The following is a 15,469-nucleotide window of genomic DNA, read 5'->3' as shown; positions in this document are numbered from 1 at the left end:
ACTTAACTAAGTAAAACAGTACAAATCAGGAGTACTGCTTCACTATGTTACTATGAAAAAGAGATATTCATGGAAATTACCTAGCTAGATAGCAGATACACCGTTAGTATATGTTTTTATTAGGTTATATCGGAAAAAACTTATCTTTTACAAAACTTTTATACCCACTTATATCTGCCTTTCGCATCTTGACATATATACAATCCTTTACTTTTAAAAAGGATTTGGTATGGTTCGACTTAAAAATAGCTAGATGAATTAGTAATTTTGGATCTTCATTACTTCTTATGCTAAATACGTCTTTAAATAAGCTTAAAACCCTTGCTGGGCAATAATAACAGCCGTTAATCTTAGCATTTGAGGCTGGATTTGGAAATTGAAGCCATAACTCCCTGTAAGTCTTGATTTTCAAGGGAAGTGACGGACTTTAATTAAAAGTCCAGCATAATACGTACTGAAGAACCGTAATTTTTTAACACAGCACTTTAACTTTATGAGTGCCCTCTGGCATCAGATGGTTCTACAAAAATCATTAAGTCACGTTAGGATATACCTAACCGAAACGCCCTGAAATGTAGTCACGAGTGCGAGGGTCTAGTGGGTTGTTAAAAATTTGCTCTGTAGCGCCAAATTCAACCATTTGACCAATTCGACTTTCATCGGTGCTGAAGAAAGCCGTAAAATCAGAGACGCGAGCCGCTTGCTGCATATTGTGGGTAACGATCGCAATTGTCAACTCAGACCGTAAACTATGGAGAAGTTCTTCAACTTTCATGGTAGCGATGGGGTCAAGAGCCGAGCAAGGCTCATCCATCAGCATAACTTTTGGCTTGACTGCTAAAGCGCGGGCAATACATAATCTTTGTTGTTGACCGCCAGAAAGCCCTAAAGCTGATTTATCCAGTTTATCTTTTACTTCATTCCAAAGAGCAGCGCTTTGAAGTGCAGATTCGACAATTTCATCTAATTCTACTTTTGAATATCTGCCTGCTATTTTCATGCCGTAGGCAACATTTTCGTAAATGCTAATCGGAAAAGGATTTGGTTTTTGGAATACCATACCAATTTGACGGCGTAACCGATTTAAGTTGACACGAGGAGCATAAATATTCTGACCAAAAAATTCTACATCGCCTTCAACTTTCACAGGGCCTTCTAATTCGCCAATGCGATTAAGAATTTTAATAAAAGTAGATTTACCACAACCACTAGGGCCAATAATTGCGGTTACATGGTTCCGATAAATATCCATTGACACCTTTTCAATCGCCTTTGTTGTGCCATAATAAAAGCTGATGTTTTTAACTTGGATAGCTGGAATTAGGTTATTCATAGTTGCCACAGGTGCGAAACAAAACAAAAATTTATGAAGAAGAATTCAGAAGTCAGGAGTCAGAATTCAGCATGAATTGGAGTCCGACTGGTTAATGAATATTGGTTTAAAACCTTGCCCATTATAGGCAAAATAAAATTCAAATATTCTTCCGGTTATTACTTCATCCCTTTAGGAGTGGAGTATTCAGCAATTCTGACTCCTGACTCCTGACTCCTAATTTATTTTTACTTTATTCTTCTCTGTCTAATAACTAAACGCGAGACAATACTGACACATAAAATTAAGCTTAGTAAAACTATAGAAGTAGTCCATACTAATTGGCTTTTTTCTGGGTCGGGGTCGTTGTAGAGGTTAAAAATTAATACTGGTAAGGAAGCTGTTGGACTTAACAAGCCTAATCCTTCTGACCAATCTAGACTAAATAAAGCAGTAAAAATTAAGGGTGCTGTTTCACCAGCAGCACGAGCTACAGCCAATAAAATGCCTGTAGTAATTCCGGGGATTGCAGCAGCTACAACAATGCGAGAAGTGGTTTGGAAGCGAGTTCCCCCTAAAGCTGCGGAGGCGAGGCGTTGTGATATGGGAATAAGTTTTAAAGATTCTTCTGTTGTGAGTACGATTACAGGTAGCATAATCACGGCTAAAGCAAAACCACCTGCGATCGCACTAAATCCTTTAGTTACCAAAACAATGATACCATAGGCGAATATACCTACAATAATCGAAGGTACGCCTGTGAGAATACTGGCGATAAACCGAACAATACCAGCAATTGGGCTGGTTTGACCAAATTCCGCCAAGAAAATTCCTGTCATTACCCCTGTGGGAATGCTTAAGATAGCACCAATTCCGACCATGATTATGGTTCCCAGGATAGCATTGGCAAACCCATTATCAATGACTGTTTTGACAAAGATTTCGGCTTTGATTCCAGATATTCCCCGAACCAGAATTTCCCACAAGATTGAGAATAAAGGAATGAGAGCTATTCCTGTAAAACCAAAGGCGATCGCATTCATTGTATATGCAAATATGACTCGCTCTGGTGGTAAAGGACTGCATAATTCTGCCGCTAAAGATTTATCAATTTCCGACTGTATATAATTACTCATATTTCTCACAAGTTTTATTTACAATGTCCCTGGAGCGTCTGAATATTGGTTAAAACCTCGCCCCTGGTGGGCAAAATTAAAATATTCTCGGCTTAAAACTCTATCTCTTTATGGGTAGTGTATTCTGAATTCTGAATTCTGTTTTATAATCATCGACCTGCTGATTATTTATTTGTTCTGCCAACCCACCTTAGCAATAATACAGCACCAATATTTACAGCTAGAGTTAATCCAAACAAAATCAATCCCAAATAGGTTAAAGCACCAATATGCAATCCCGGCTCGGCTTCTGCAAATTCATTAGCTAATACAGAGGGAATTGTATAAGCTGGATCAAGTAAAGATCCACTGATTTGAGAAGAGTTACCAATCACCATAGTGACAGCCATTGTTTCACCCAAAGCCCGTCCTAAGGCGAGCATTGCTGCACTTACTATTCCCGAAAATCCAGCTGGTAGCAAGACTCGAAAAATTGTTTCCCAACGGGTACCACCCAAAGCCATAGATGCGCTACGTAATTCTTTAGGTATAGCTAGTAATACATCACGAGTAATTGCTGCCATTGTGGGCAAAATCATGATGGCTAGAATAATTCCAGCAGTCAACATATTTGTGCCAGCAGGATCTTGTGTATTAAACAGTGGTATGAATTTAAAAGTATTGCCTAGCCACTTTTCTAAAGGTTCCAAAACTGGAATAAAGACAAAAATAGCCCACAAACCAATGACCACACTAGGAATTGCTGCAATTAGCTCTACAACAAATGCTAAGATTGTTCGCAACGATGAAGGTAAGAAATTTTCACTCGTCACTAAGGCTATAGCAATTCCTACTGGTATAGCTAATAAAATAGCGATCGCACTACTTACCAAAGTTCCATAAATATAAGGTAGTGCACCAAAAATCTGATTACCTGTATCCCAATCTTGACCCCAGAAAAACCCCAGTCCAAACTGCTTAATGGCTGGCAAAGCTTCAGAGAAAATTACCCAACTCATCACAAATAGGACTGCAACGGTAATCAGGGCAAAAAAGTAGACTAACCGTGTAAAAGCTTGGTCAAACGAGAGATTTGTGCCGCTGATAGCTGTTAAATTGAGATTTTCATCATCTAGATTTGAAGGATGTGATGAATTTGCCATTACAAATCAATAAAATAGATTTTTTAGTATCAGTGAGTTGACAATACTGCTCGGTTTAAAAAATCCACTAACCTAAAATCTTAGTAGAAACGTGAAATCTCGCATTTCTACTAAGATTAATGCTAACAATCCTTAACTGAGCAGTATTGAGTAGGCTGGGCTGTTTGCCCATCCTAACTAGGAGAAGAAAGTAGTAAGACTACAAATTAAGGCTTGACAGTGCTATTCACTGTCTGAAGTACACGGTTTACCACAGAAGGTGGAATCTTGGTGTAGTTGAGGTCATCATTATACTGTTGACCGTCTTTCAATACCCAATTAATCCATTTCTTAATGGCATCAGCTTTAGAAGCATTACCATATTGTTTGTAAACCATCATCCAAGTAAGACCGACGATAGGATAACCCTGTCCTGGATCTCCCACAAAAACGCGGTAGTTGTCTGGGAAACTCACAGTTGCTAAAGCTGCATTTGAAGATTGCAAAGAAGGAGCAACAAATTCTCCTTTCTTATTTTGTACTAATGCTGATTTCAAATTGTTTTGGACAGCATAGCCATATTCTACATAACCAATAGAACCAGGAGTACGACCTACTAAAGCAGCTACGCCAGGATTACCTTTGCCTCTGAGGACGTTTGGCAGATTCCATTTTGGAGCGGTGGTAGCTCCAACTCTGCCTTTAAAATAACCACTGATCGCACTCAAGTGGTTAGTGAAAATGAAGGTTGTACCGCTACTATCGGCGCGAACAGCAAATTTAATTGTTTGATCTGGTAGATTCGCACCTGGATTATCAGCTTTAATTTTGGCGTCGTTCCAATTGGTAATTTGACCTGAGAAAATTTCTGGTAGTACCTTGCGGGACAATTTGAGATCATTAACGCCCGGAAGATTGTAAACCACAGAAACAGCACCGCCTGCTGTGGGTACTAAGATTACACCGTTCTTGACTTTAGCGATTTCTTCATCTTTCATTGCAGCATCACTACCACCAAAGTCAACGGTTCCAGCAGTGATTTGACGAATACCGCCGCCACTACCAATTCCTTGGTAGTTAATTCTCATGTCTGGATATTTTTTTCTAACTTCACGAGCATAGCGTTCGTAAAGGGGAGCCGGAAAAGTTGCTCCTGCACCGTTCAGCGTTTGAGCTTGTGCGATCGCACTAAAAAATGGACTAAGTGCAATAGAAGCTGTCACAACTGAAGTAGCAACGACACGATTTAAGATGGTGGTCGAAAAAATCATATTACCTCAGATTAAAGGAGTATTTTTCTGCTGTAATCACAGCTTTAATATAAGCTACATTTTTTATGGTTAAATATGATTTAACAAGAGATTAAGATACGTTTAATTTTGACTTTTAAATAAACATTTTGTTGCTTGTTGAGATTTGATTGACTAGATTAGTTTAGTAAAAATATGCTGATGAAGAATTTCAGTTGAATTTAAATAATTAAAAGTGAATAAATAACATAATTTAAAAATTATTATTTCGGTAGAAAATGAGGCTCAAAGAACCTTTGGGAGGCTTTAACTTAGGCAAGTATTTTCAACGAATCAAACTTCGCTTTAGAAGCAATCGATCCTCTTCGGCAAAATCTAATCAAGAAGAGATCGCAAAAACAGTAAACGATACACCGTGTGGCCTTGTAACTTGTTATCGACTTTTCGCGCTCCAATGCGATCGCACATTCCAATGCTCACAGCAAATTGAAGAGCATACCCACAGGGATTCCTAAATAAAAATATCCCAAAGTTTAAGTAGAGATTTACGAAAAATAATAATGGTCATAAGACCAAGAGAAGGCCACGAGAGTAATATACTTCCAATTGTTTTAATCCACTCAAGGGTTGTTGGCTCTGTTACTTGCGCCATTTATAGATTGCCCCACGTACTTTTCTATTTCAATTCGCTACTATAGCTTAATTTGATTTTGACTACCAACTTGTAACTAATGCTAAACTAATCTGATTAATATTTATTACAGAATCACCTTTAACCACCCAAAAATATCACCTATCGTCAACTTTAACCCCTGACAGAAATCTGGCACTGGTAAAATAGACTCAATTTCCTCAAAAGCTAAAGGTTGTCGTCCCGTAGGATAAGCAGCAATGAATCGCTCATCAGGGTCAATTAACCAACTCATTTCAGTTCCGTGATTGAGAGCATGTAAGATTTTCTTTATAACTTTTGTATGGCTTTGTTCTGGGGAAAGAATTTCGATTATCCAGTCGGGTGCTGCGGCAAATGTATTGGCAATATCACCATTTTCGTCTATGGGAAGCCTTGCCCAAGAGAATACAGCGACATCGGGAACTATAGAACGTCCTTCAAAAGTGCAACGCAATTCTGGAAAAGCCCAACCCATTTTTTGTACTTTGATAACAGAATTGATTGTAGGACAGAGTTCTCCTTGAATAGTGCTATGTTTTCCTTGAGGCATGGGTTTTGGAATGATTTGAGCGTCGATGTACTCGCAATACGGTTTCGTTTCTGGTAGTGCGAGAAACTCTTCTAGAGTCAATATTTTATTTGGTGTTTGTACCATGATTATCCTAGCTTAAACTTATGATGATTTTTGTTACATAGTTAAGTTCTAACTGCTGAAGTCTTAATTAAAAAGTATTTACCTTATTCTAAAATATTTTTTCAATTCACCAAGTCCTGCTACCTAAATTTTTTTAGGTTTGCTTGCGGCTACAATACAGCACTAAAAGTACAAACAATCCCATTCCTGCCAGATATTTAATCGCATCAGGTACGCTGGGATTAGGAGAAAAAAAGCCTTCGATCGCACCAGCAATAATCAACATTGGTACAATCGCAAATACTAGCTGAACTGCTTGATAACCATAGAATTTCAGTGCATCCCCACGGCGATATTTACCAGGAAATAAAATTGCTCTTGCTAATAAAAATCCCGCACCCCCAGCAAAAAAGATCGCAGGTAATTCTAAGGAACCATGCGGAAAAACAAACGCCCAAAAAGGATAAGCCAGATTATTTTGACCGACCAAAGTACCAACAGCACCAATCAATAAACCATTAAATACCATTAAATAGGCTGTGTATGCTCCAGCAGTGATGCCACCAGCAACAGCCCCAAAAGACACCGATAGGTTATTGATCATGATACCGCTAGATGCTAAAGGTTCAACGCCGACAATTGACCCCATCCATAATTTATGCTCATCTCGCACCTTGGTAATCAAGTTTTCAGGTACTATCAACGACATAAAACTGGGATTTTGCCAGGAATACCACCAAGCCACTAGTGCCCCCAATAGAAACAGCGCCGTTGCAGCAGCAATATATGCAAATGTTTTCTGGACTACAGATGGTAATCCCCAACGATAAAATTCTAGGATTGCCTGCCATTCCTGTCGCCGCGAACCTTGGTAAATCTGCGTGTAGGCACGAGTTGTTAAAGATTGTAAACTTTGAATCAAAGTATTGCCAATTTGCTGAGTGCGGGCACGGGCCAAATCTGCCGCTATTGAACGATATAAACTCGCTAACTCTCTAATTTCTGCTGCCCGTAGGGATTTTAACCCTTTTTTTTCTATCTGCCTTAACAGGGCATCCAAACGCTGCCAATTTGGTTCTCGTCGCGCAATCCAACGTTGAATATTCATGAATTTTGGGAACACTGAATTTAACTTAGCTTAAGATAGCCTCAAATTCATCTCCGTAATTTCAAGGGAAATTTGGCATTATGTCTGAAAATTTTGGATCTCCCGGTCAGATACTACCACTGAGTATCGGTAACGTTGTCAGTGCTGCGGTGCGGTTGTATCGTTCTCATCTGAAGACTTATTTGAGGCTGGCTTTAATTGCTCACTTGTGGGTTATAGTTCCGATCTATGGCTGGGCAAAATATGCAGCTATTTCTGGACTAATTTCACGCTTGGCTTTTGGAGAATTGATTTATCAACCTGAAGGTGTTCAAACTGCTAGCAGCCATATTAATCCACGTCTTTGGTCATTTTTAAGAGTTGGTTTCCAAGTAGGTATATCTTTGCTGGTAATTTATTTCGGACTAGCGATCGTGGGCGGTATGCTAGCTGGCTTGATCGGAGTAGCATTAGGAGGGATATTAGGCGTTTCAGGCGTTATAGTCGCAACCACATTGGCAATAGCAGGTATTGTATTGTTGGGACTAACCTGGTTCTACTCTCGTTGGATAGTAGCTGAGGTGCCCCTAGCAGTTGAGGAAAATATCAATGGTGGCGAAAGTGTTGCCAGAAGTTGGGAGTTAACCAAAGCCTCAGTCTTTCGGATTCAGGGCATTGTTTTAGTTGGTTTTATCGTTACATTGCCGTTAGTATTTGTATTAAACTATATACCTAGCTTATTCCTCTTGAGGCTTGAGGAAGGTTCTGCCATCTACTCGATTGTGTATTTGATTTCTTTGATTGGAAGCTTGATAGGTGGAATTTTAGTCATGCCATTCTGGCAAGCACTAAAAGCTGTTCTATACTTAGACTTGCGTAGTCGGCGTGAAGGTCTAGGTTTACAATTACGAGAACCTCCCTCGCAAGATTTTCGTTAACTCAACAGCTTAATTCAACTCAATTAATTTTGAATTAGTTAAAATATGCGCTTTTTTAATCGCATCACATTCCAGACTCCAGAAAGTGTGGAGCTGGAATTCACTTTAGCAGGAATCGGTAATCGAGCTTTGGCGCTGTTGATTGACTATACAGTTTTGACTGTAACCTTGCTTGTATTTTTCCTTACCTGGACTGTATTTTCTACCCAACTGTTTAATTTTTTTGAGGACTTGATTACAAATGCTCAGAATTTAGGACTTTGGTTAATAGCAATTTTCTTTCTGATCGCCTTTGCGATTTACATTAGCTATTTTGTATTTTTTGAAACCTTATGGTTTGGGCAAACTCCTGGTAAACGGTTTGCTAAAATTCGCGTAGTTCGAGATGATGGTAGACTCATCGGGCTACAACAGGCAACGCTACGTGCCTTACTACGACCCTTTGATGAAACTTTGTTTATTGGCGCTTTTTTAATTATGTTAGGTCGCAACGAAAAGCGTTTGGGTGATTTGGCAGCTGGCACAATTGTAATTCAAGCCCAAACACCTACTGCATCCGCGAGATTGACAATTTCAGAAGAGGCAAAGGTACTTCATGAACAGTTAATCCAAATTGCCGATTTATCGCCCTTGTTACCTGATGATTTTGCTATTATTCGTGAGTATTTGCAGCGACGTTCTGCAATGTCACCAAAGGCAAGAGCTTTATTAGCTCTGAAGTTAGCCCAGCAGGTTCAAACTATTATTAGTTTAGAGAAGTTGCCGGAAGCTGTTACATCTGATATTTTTTTAGAAGCAATTTACCTTGGATATCAACAACCGGAATTTTAGGCTGGAGATTTTATTTAGAGGTTGTTTGAAAAGTCTAATTTATTACTCGCCGGGCAACTGGAAGTCGCGGCTACACAGACAAAACCCACACTTCTCTACGAGAGGCTGCGCCAACGACAAGCTCAGTGACCGCCTCCGTGGGTTAAAAGCCAATACAGTTCAGTTAAGCATTTTTTTCCGCTCTCTGTTTTCTCTGCGCCTCTGTGGTAGCCTGCGGCAAGCCGCTCCGCGTCTACGTTAAAAAGAATGACTTTGATAAAGAGTTTTAGCCTTAACCCAAGCGTATTGCTTTATGCGCCGTGTCAAAACCAATAGTTTACTACCAGCTGGTATTGGTCAAGGAGCGGCGATCGCACACAAAACTGGTACATTGAGATTTATCATTGGTGATGCGGGTATTATTCAAATGCCCAACGGGAAAAGCTATTTAGCAGGTGTTTTGGTGCAAAGACCAAACTACGATCCCAAAGCTGGAGATTTTGTCCGGGAAGTTTCGAGAAGAGTCTATAATTACCTAGACAATACCAAAGTTAGCAATATACAACCGATAGTTGGCGATGCCTCCGGTGGTCACTGAGCTTTGTCGTACCACTTTGTGGAAGCAAGCTACGCGGAGCGTCTCGTAGAGAAGTGTGGGCTACGCCTACGCACTCCTTAATAAATGTCTGACTTTTCATGTTATGTGGAAAAGCCACGAAACACCTAACCCCCTAACCCCCTTCCCGACGCGGGAAGGGGGAAAACTCAAAGTCTCTCTCCTAAGAGGAGAGAGATTTAGAGAGAGGTTTTCCAGATACCGTGAAAAGTCAGCAAAACCGATAAGTTATATTATCGGCGATGGCTCCACAGTCAGTTTCTCACATAACAACGGAGCGATCGCACTTGATCTCAAGCTACCCAGGGTATCCGCAGAGAACAGCTAAAAGCTAGTCACATCAATTGATAACAGTTCGCAATAAATCTTGAGTGGCGCGACTCTCAACGGAGTAATGGGGATCGTGGCGTAGTAGACTGTCCATAAAAAGCGCGTACACCGGACACTACCAGCGAAAGTAAATGAGGCCGCCACCCCCAACTCGTCTACCCAACAAGCATTACAGGTCTAGAGAATACCTTACACCAAGTGAAGTGCGATCTCTGCTGAATGCTGCGCTCGATCGCAAAGCTCGTTATTCTCACCGTGATTATACACTGATGTTGCTCATGTTTCGCCACGGCTTGCGGGTGGGGGAAGCTGTAGGGGCTAAGTGCGGTTTAAGGTGGGATGCACTGATGTGGGCCGAGCGTCAGATTTTCATCACCAGGGAAAAGGGCAGTGACTCTGGGGTGCATCCCTTGAGAGAGGATGAATTAGTTTTGCTCAAGGAACTCAGAGAGATGTTTCCAGATAGCAAATATATTTTCGTTTCCGAGCGTGGTGAGGTGATGTCCACTGATGCGGTGCGAAAGCTGATTGGGCGGCTGGCGGCACAGGCTGGGCTTGATATCAAGGTACACTGCCACATGATGCGCCATGCCTGCGGCTACTATCTGGTGAATCAGGGTTACAACACCAGGGAAATACAGGACTTTCTCGGACACCGCGATATCAAACACACTGAAAAATATACCAAGCTGAATGCTCGACGTTTCTTGAATTTTGATTGGGGTGATTTGTAACGAGCTTGGCTGAGAGCGACCCCAAGACATTGCAGGGCTAACCCAGAACTATCGCAATTTTGGGGATACGAGAAAGGGAAAACCTGGCCAACAGTCAATACTTCTTAATACTGCTTAATTCTTAACCGAGAAGTATTGAATTGTTTTTTAGATATTTTAGGTACTATTAGTTCCGAGCATAAATCGCCCAAACTATTGCTCTGCAAGAGATTTAGCTTTTAGGCGAATATTCTACCCCCCGTGAACGGTTACGTTTTGGTGGCGTTGCCGTATCTCCCTATGCCCTCGAAATCGCCTAAGTCCTTGCCCTCACTAAGTTTTTGGCTAGTCCCACACACACCCTATTTTATATATAGATAGGGTGTGTGCGGGACTAAACTATTCTCTGGCTTTCAATCTAAATTTTAAATCTTGGGGCATTGGGTCTTGGGCGATCGCTTACATACAAGCAATGCAATGTTTCAATAGCTACCTATACACGGATAACCGCGAAGCGGTGTCCGAAGCCAATAGCGATCGCACTCTAGCTCAAAATACAAAACCCCACAGCTAGAGACGCGCTACGGGGTGAGAATTGGGGTTTAAGCTTGGTTGCGTCGTTGTTCTAGGTGCTGTTGATGTAACTCTGGGAAGTTTTCTAAGTCCTCAATTGTCTGTGGGGCGGGTAGATTAGATCACCTGTACTTCCTCAGCTTGTAGCCCTTTTTGACCCATTGTAACTATAAATGAAACTACTTGTCCCTCTTTAAGCGATTTAAATTCATCTTGTATTGATTTGGAATGTACAAAAACATCGTCGCCACTTTGCGATGTTATAAAACCAAATCCTTTTTCGTCATCAAACGATTTCACTGTGCCAGTTTGCCTATTACTCATAATCTTGCATCTATATGTCAGTACTAAGTTTATACGTTATTGGATCGTCACTTCAACACTCATCTAAAAAATCACCCCCTGGATTTTGCCCCGAATTCGCCGCAACTTTGAGTTTCTGCATTCAGGTCAGCTTGTCACCGCTAGATAGTTGCAGTTCATTAACCCAATAAGGATAAGGGGGGTGGCATTGTCGATGCTGTTGCCTCTTGGGGCGTAGATGTCGGGAAATGGCAGTATGACGACATCGGCAATTAGGGGGCTAGGAGAAAGTCAGCAGTCGGCATAAAGCGCGATCGCCGCGTGTTAGACTGTCCACTGGATAGACTGGACACGTCCACTGGACAACCAGACTTGGCACTGGGAGAGGTGGTTCAATTGGTGGAAGCGATCGCTCGTCACCTCCGACCCGCCGAGCCACTACAGCACCTCAAAGAGCTAGAACTTGCTGCTACATCAGGCTGGCTTCTTTCTTCATCTGAAGTAGAGGGGCTTGTTGGGTGTAAGCCGAGGGTGAAGAAGGGCGAACAGCAGTTTACTCGTGGCTCGTTCAGTTTTGTAAGGTCTGGGAAGATTGGGAACCAGTCTGCTTGGAAGATAGTAAGAGTAAATTTTGCAGTAATTAAAAAACAGCAATTTATATAAAGCTGTAAACCATTGCAGGAGAAGGGTTTAGAGTCTGTGCGGCTTCGCACTGTTCTTACGAGGTAATGGCTCAAAAAGTTACAAGTATGTAAATTTTGTTTCGTTGATACTGAAGCTCAAAATTGTACTCTACCTAAAGATATATTTTGAAATTTAGTGAAAGTAAGTATGCTATTAACAACAGTATTTAAAGTTACTTTGTTAAACTTTGTAACTAAATGACTACTGAGTAACTTAACTAAACTTTCTCTAGTAAAGAGGTGTTAAAGAAATGGTAACGATCAGGAAATTTCTTGTAGGTTTAGGGAGTTTAGCACTTTTTTTTATTTTGACTAACAACGAATCTGCCTATGGAGAAACAATTACATTCAGCGATGTTGTCAATAATAATCCTGGAAGAAATGCTAGCTTTGAAACTTTAGAAGTTAACAACTTTATATTTGATGCTCAAGGTGCTTTTGATATTGTAGAGCTAGTCTTTGAGCCAGCTACCTGTTTTGTCGATTGTGTTCCTGGAGATTTACCTTACTTAGCAGCAGGAGGAAGTGGTAGAACTATTTCTATAAGAAATGCTGATAATGCTTTCTTTTCAATAGCTAGTATTGATGCTTCAAAAATAGCAGCTTTTAGTATTAATAATGATCTTGCATCTCCACAAATAGTCATTAGAGGATTAAAAAACGATAACTCACAAGTATCTACATTTTTTAATTTAGAAAATAAATTTCAAACATTCCTACTGCCTCAAACATTTAACAATTTGCAATCCGTGATTTTTTCAGGAGTAATAGGAAGAGAAAATTTTGATGATAATCTTGCTGTTGATAACATTGTTATTTCACTAGCTACTCCTATACCAGAATCTACTTTTATACCAAGTTTGTTAGCTATTGGTACTCTTAGCACAGGTTTAGCCATTAAAAGGAGATTTTACCCAAAAATTAAGCAAACTAGAGAAAGCTGAACTCTGACTAAGACAAATATTGGTATTGAGCCTTTCAGCTCCGACATCGCAAGGAAGTTTCGCGGTCGCACCGAGCCATAACCTTTACTACAAGTGATTGATAGCCTTTACTTTACAGCCGTTGCTTAAGAGTTTTTCTGACATCAGGGTGGCTTGTTTGTTCAGAGTACAGTACAGACTTTGCGCTAATAAACCTATTGCATATAAAAAACCCTGGAGAAATGCCAACTCTATCGAGATTGCAATTTATTCAGAGTTGTAAAGTGTATATTTATGGCACGTAAAAACGTAAACTAAGTATTCCCCAAAATTTTGGGATTTGAACATTAATAGATTTGATTTTCAGGGGGGCGTGCCGAGAGCAACCACAGAGTATATGCTCTACTCTCTACCATCTAAACGCAAATTACACGATTGTCGGCTCAACGCCAGATCAATATATATAGGCAGTAATTACACGTTTTGGCTCTTACGTGTAACGCGGCAATTGAAACTGGTTCTACAAGAGCCAATGCCTCATGGCTTGAGGTAAAAATTTCCTCGTCAGCACTTGGCACGGGTCTATGAAGAAGTGCCAGCTTCTTTAATGGAGAGAAAGTCCCTTTCCAAAACCTATTTTTTGACTCAAAGCGATCACCCAAAGCTAAAAAAGTGGTGAGAATTTTTTTCATAGAATAGCGCAGAGTTAGCTGTTTTTAATTGGGTGTTAGCAGAATTTTTGTTAGCAACATCAAAGTATTTGGTCAAATCTGGGATTGCTACCCTACAGGAACGCTAAGAGCAAACGGAGCGATCGCCAGAACAAAAATACCTTTTTGGGCAAGTTAGTAAATTGAGAAAGTGTTTTCTGTAATTATTCTTTACAACGTGTCCGTTTTTACATGTATTTCGTCATGACCCCTAATAGGTATCACCGTAGCAGTTGCTATAGCATTGTTTCAATGTGTTTTTCACGGCTAGAAAAACTACATCAGCACTACAAAAGGGCTTTTAATTAAAGACTCAATTCATCATCTTGCTGGCGTTGCTGTTGCTGCTGTTGCCTTAAGTGTCGCCCATAATCAAGTAGCTGCTGATTCCAATCATGTGCCTGAGATTTTTTGATTTGGGACTGTGGCATTAGTTCTAATACACCCTGTGCTGCCGCATCAGCGCTTTTATCGTTACCAAACGCCACCAGTACATGAGGAATATTCCGCAATCGCTCAAGTGGTAAGCTTTTGATGTCATCAATAGCCATATAGACTGTTCGTTCGGGTGGAACATCGCCCCTGATAAGATATTCCAGCATGGCTCTTGAAATAGCATCGATGGGAGACTTGCACAGAATCGCTGTTGAGGTTTTATCATTAGCCTTACCCCCCAAGTGGAAGTAAAACCAGCTATCACGGCGTTTGGTTCCTTTCTCGTATCCCTTAAAGCTGTTGTTCTCCCCCTTAGTTCCTCTGAGGAATGCACCGTTACGTTGACCATCAAGATTTCGCATGACAAAAACAGCATTTTGTTGATCATCAGCGTAAACTAGCCCTTGGTTATGAAGCATTTGCACACAATCAGAGGGAATGCCCCGAAATTGATTGAGGTAACGCTCAATGGCTGACCAGTTAGCTTTATCTTCAACGGGTGGGGTGAATTGGGGACGGGGTTCAGTCTGGATAATGTCAGCCGCCCTGTTTTTAACGTGAGCGATCGCTGCACGTTCTACCGAGGCTTCCCCAAAACGCTCATGTAACCAGACAACCGCCTGCCGAAAATTGCAATTGTTAACGTGCATCACCAAGTCAATCGCACCCCCTGATCCCTTTTGTTGATCGGGGGCAAAGTCGTAGAATTTGGGCCCATCTATATTAATGATGTGTCCGTGACCCCTCCATCGCTCATAATCGTAATTTAGCCCCAACTCCCAGGCGACATCCTCTAAGGCCAAGTCCCGCAGTTGTTGGGTTTTCAATTCCAGCTCGCGCACAATTTCTTCTAGCCGTTGTCGTTCCTTCTCGCTGGCCCTAGCCCGTTGCTCTGCACGGAACAATCGCTCTGCCATGAACGAACGGTCAGCCAGTTGGTGGTTAATCGCTTGGAAGTGTTCATCAGACTGAATCCTGGCAACGTAATTCCTGGCTGATTCAAACGGAGTGGGTGCTAATTGGTTATTTGTAATGACTGCGGTCAAAGGTTCACTGTTAACCGCTTGGTAATATTCCTTTACTTTGGTGTGGGTTGCCTTACTGCCCTTAACCCCCCGTTCAATGCCCAAAGGAGCAAGTGCAGCAGCATAGCTATCTTGGAGTTTCGATAACTTAATGCTGGCAGCACCACCATTACCCCCAAACATTTCTTTGTGGCTTA

Annotated in this window: 16 protein-coding genes; 8 read left to right on the top strand and 8 right to left on the bottom strand. The window is 41.0% G+C overall.

What is annotated here, in order from left to right; genetic code table 11:
* Nucleotides 1–553 precede the first annotated feature (553 nt).
* From pstB to F8S12_RS23435, 6 genes are all read right to left on the bottom strand, one after another.
* The gene (pstB, locus tag F8S12_RS23460; RefSeq protein WP_196518726.1) at nt 554–1,333 is read right to left on the bottom strand and encodes a phosphate ABC transporter ATP-binding protein PstB; all 780 of its coding nucleotides are present in this window, start codon (nt 1,331–1,333) and stop codon (nt 554–556) included.
* A 227-nt stretch (nt 1,334–1,560) separates the two neighbouring features.
* Entirely contained in the window at nt 1,561–2,448 is an 888-nt protein-coding gene (gene pstA, locus F8S12_RS23455) for a phosphate ABC transporter permease PstA (RefSeq protein ID WP_196518725.1), read from the bottom strand.
* Nucleotides 2,449–2,612: 164 nt separating this feature from the next.
* Nucleotides 2,613–3,590, bottom strand: coding sequence for a phosphate ABC transporter permease subunit PstC (gene pstC, locus F8S12_RS23450; RefSeq protein WP_196518724.1), 978 nt, complete (start codon nt 3,588–3,590; stop codon nt 2,613–2,615).
* 206 nt (nt 3,591–3,796) lie between these two features.
* Nucleotides 3,797–4,840, bottom strand: coding sequence for a phosphate ABC transporter substrate-binding protein PstS (gene pstS / locus F8S12_RS23445; protein WP_196518723.1), 1,044 nt, complete (start codon nt 4,838–4,840; stop codon nt 3,797–3,799).
* A gap of 737 nt (nt 4,841–5,577) precedes the next feature.
* Nucleotides 5,578–6,147, bottom strand: coding sequence for a Uma2 family endonuclease (locus F8S12_RS23440; RefSeq protein ID WP_196518722.1), 570 nt, complete (start codon nt 6,145–6,147; stop codon nt 5,578–5,580).
* Nucleotides 6,148–6,280: 133 nt separating this feature from the next.
* Entirely contained in the window at nt 6,281–7,234 is a 954-nt protein-coding gene (locus F8S12_RS23435) for a stage II sporulation protein M (RefSeq protein ID WP_196518721.1), read from the bottom strand.
* 80 nt (nt 7,235–7,314) lie between these two features.
* Between F8S12_RS23435 and F8S12_RS23430 the strand changes: the two genes are divergently transcribed.
* The 6 genes from F8S12_RS23430 to F8S12_RS23405 all read left to right on the top strand — a co-directional run bounded on the left by F8S12_RS23430 (nt 7,315) and on the right by F8S12_RS23405 (nt 11,194).
* Nucleotides 7,315–8,151: a hypothetical protein gene (locus F8S12_RS23430; protein WP_196518720.1), complete on the top strand. Its 837-nt coding sequence runs from the start codon at nt 7,315–7,317 to the stop codon at nt 8,149–8,151.
* Nucleotides 8,152–8,196: 45 nt separating this feature from the next.
* On the top strand, nt 8,197–8,982 hold the full coding sequence (locus F8S12_RS23425; RefSeq protein WP_196518719.1) for an RDD family protein: 786 nt from the start codon (nt 8,197–8,199) through the stop codon (nt 8,980–8,982).
* A gap of 292 nt (nt 8,983–9,274) precedes the next feature.
* Complete coding sequence (locus F8S12_RS23420) at nt 9,275–9,559, top strand: serine hydrolase (protein WP_196518718.1); 285 nt, start codon at nt 9,275–9,277, stop codon at nt 9,557–9,559.
* Between the two features lie 103 nt (nt 9,560–9,662).
* Complete coding sequence (locus F8S12_RS23415; RefSeq protein WP_196518717.1) at nt 9,663–9,905, top strand: hypothetical protein; 243 nt, start codon at nt 9,663–9,665, stop codon at nt 9,903–9,905.
* A 133-nt stretch (nt 9,906–10,038) separates the two neighbouring features.
* The gene (locus F8S12_RS23410; protein ID WP_196518716.1) at nt 10,039–10,641 is read left to right on the top strand and encodes a tyrosine-type recombinase/integrase; all 603 of its coding nucleotides are present in this window, start codon (nt 10,039–10,041) and stop codon (nt 10,639–10,641) included.
* A 361-nt stretch (nt 10,642–11,002) separates the two neighbouring features.
* Nucleotides 11,003–11,194, top strand: coding sequence for a hypothetical protein (locus F8S12_RS23405; protein WP_196518715.1), 192 nt, complete (start codon nt 11,003–11,005; stop codon nt 11,192–11,194).
* Between the two features lie 116 nt (nt 11,195–11,310).
* On the opposite strand, the gene F8S12_RS23400 is transcribed toward F8S12_RS23405, so the two are convergent.
* A complete protein-coding gene (locus F8S12_RS23400; protein WP_196518714.1) occupies nt 11,311–11,517 on the bottom strand; it encodes a cold-shock protein in 207 nt (68 codons plus the stop codon).
* Nucleotides 11,518–11,817: 300 nt separating this feature from the next.
* Between F8S12_RS23400 and F8S12_RS23395 the strand changes: the two genes are divergently transcribed.
* Both F8S12_RS23395 and F8S12_RS23390 read left to right on the top strand, forming a co-directional pair.
* Nucleotides 11,818–12,159 carry a hypothetical protein gene (locus F8S12_RS23395; RefSeq protein WP_196518713.1) on the top strand — a complete coding sequence of 114 codons (342 nt, stop codon included), beginning with the start codon at nt 11,818–11,820 and terminating at the stop codon, nt 12,157–12,159.
* Between the two features lie 271 nt (nt 12,160–12,430).
* Complete coding sequence (locus tag F8S12_RS23390; RefSeq protein ID WP_196518712.1) at nt 12,431–13,123, top strand: hypothetical protein; 693 nt, start codon at nt 12,431–12,433, stop codon at nt 13,121–13,123.
* A 994-nt stretch (nt 13,124–14,117) separates the two neighbouring features.
* Here the strand turns inward: F8S12_RS23390 and F8S12_RS23385 are convergent.
* Nucleotides 14,118–15,469 (bottom strand): DUF3991 domain-containing protein (locus F8S12_RS23385; protein ID WP_196518711.1); only part of this gene is annotated, 1,352 nt, incomplete at its 5' end.

It is taken from the genome of Nostoc sp. WHI (genome assembly GCF_015714725.1).
GTDB lineage: Bacteria > Cyanobacteriota > Cyanobacteriia > Cyanobacteriales > Nostocaceae > Nostoc.
This window is presented reverse-complemented; position numbering and strand designations above follow the sequence as displayed.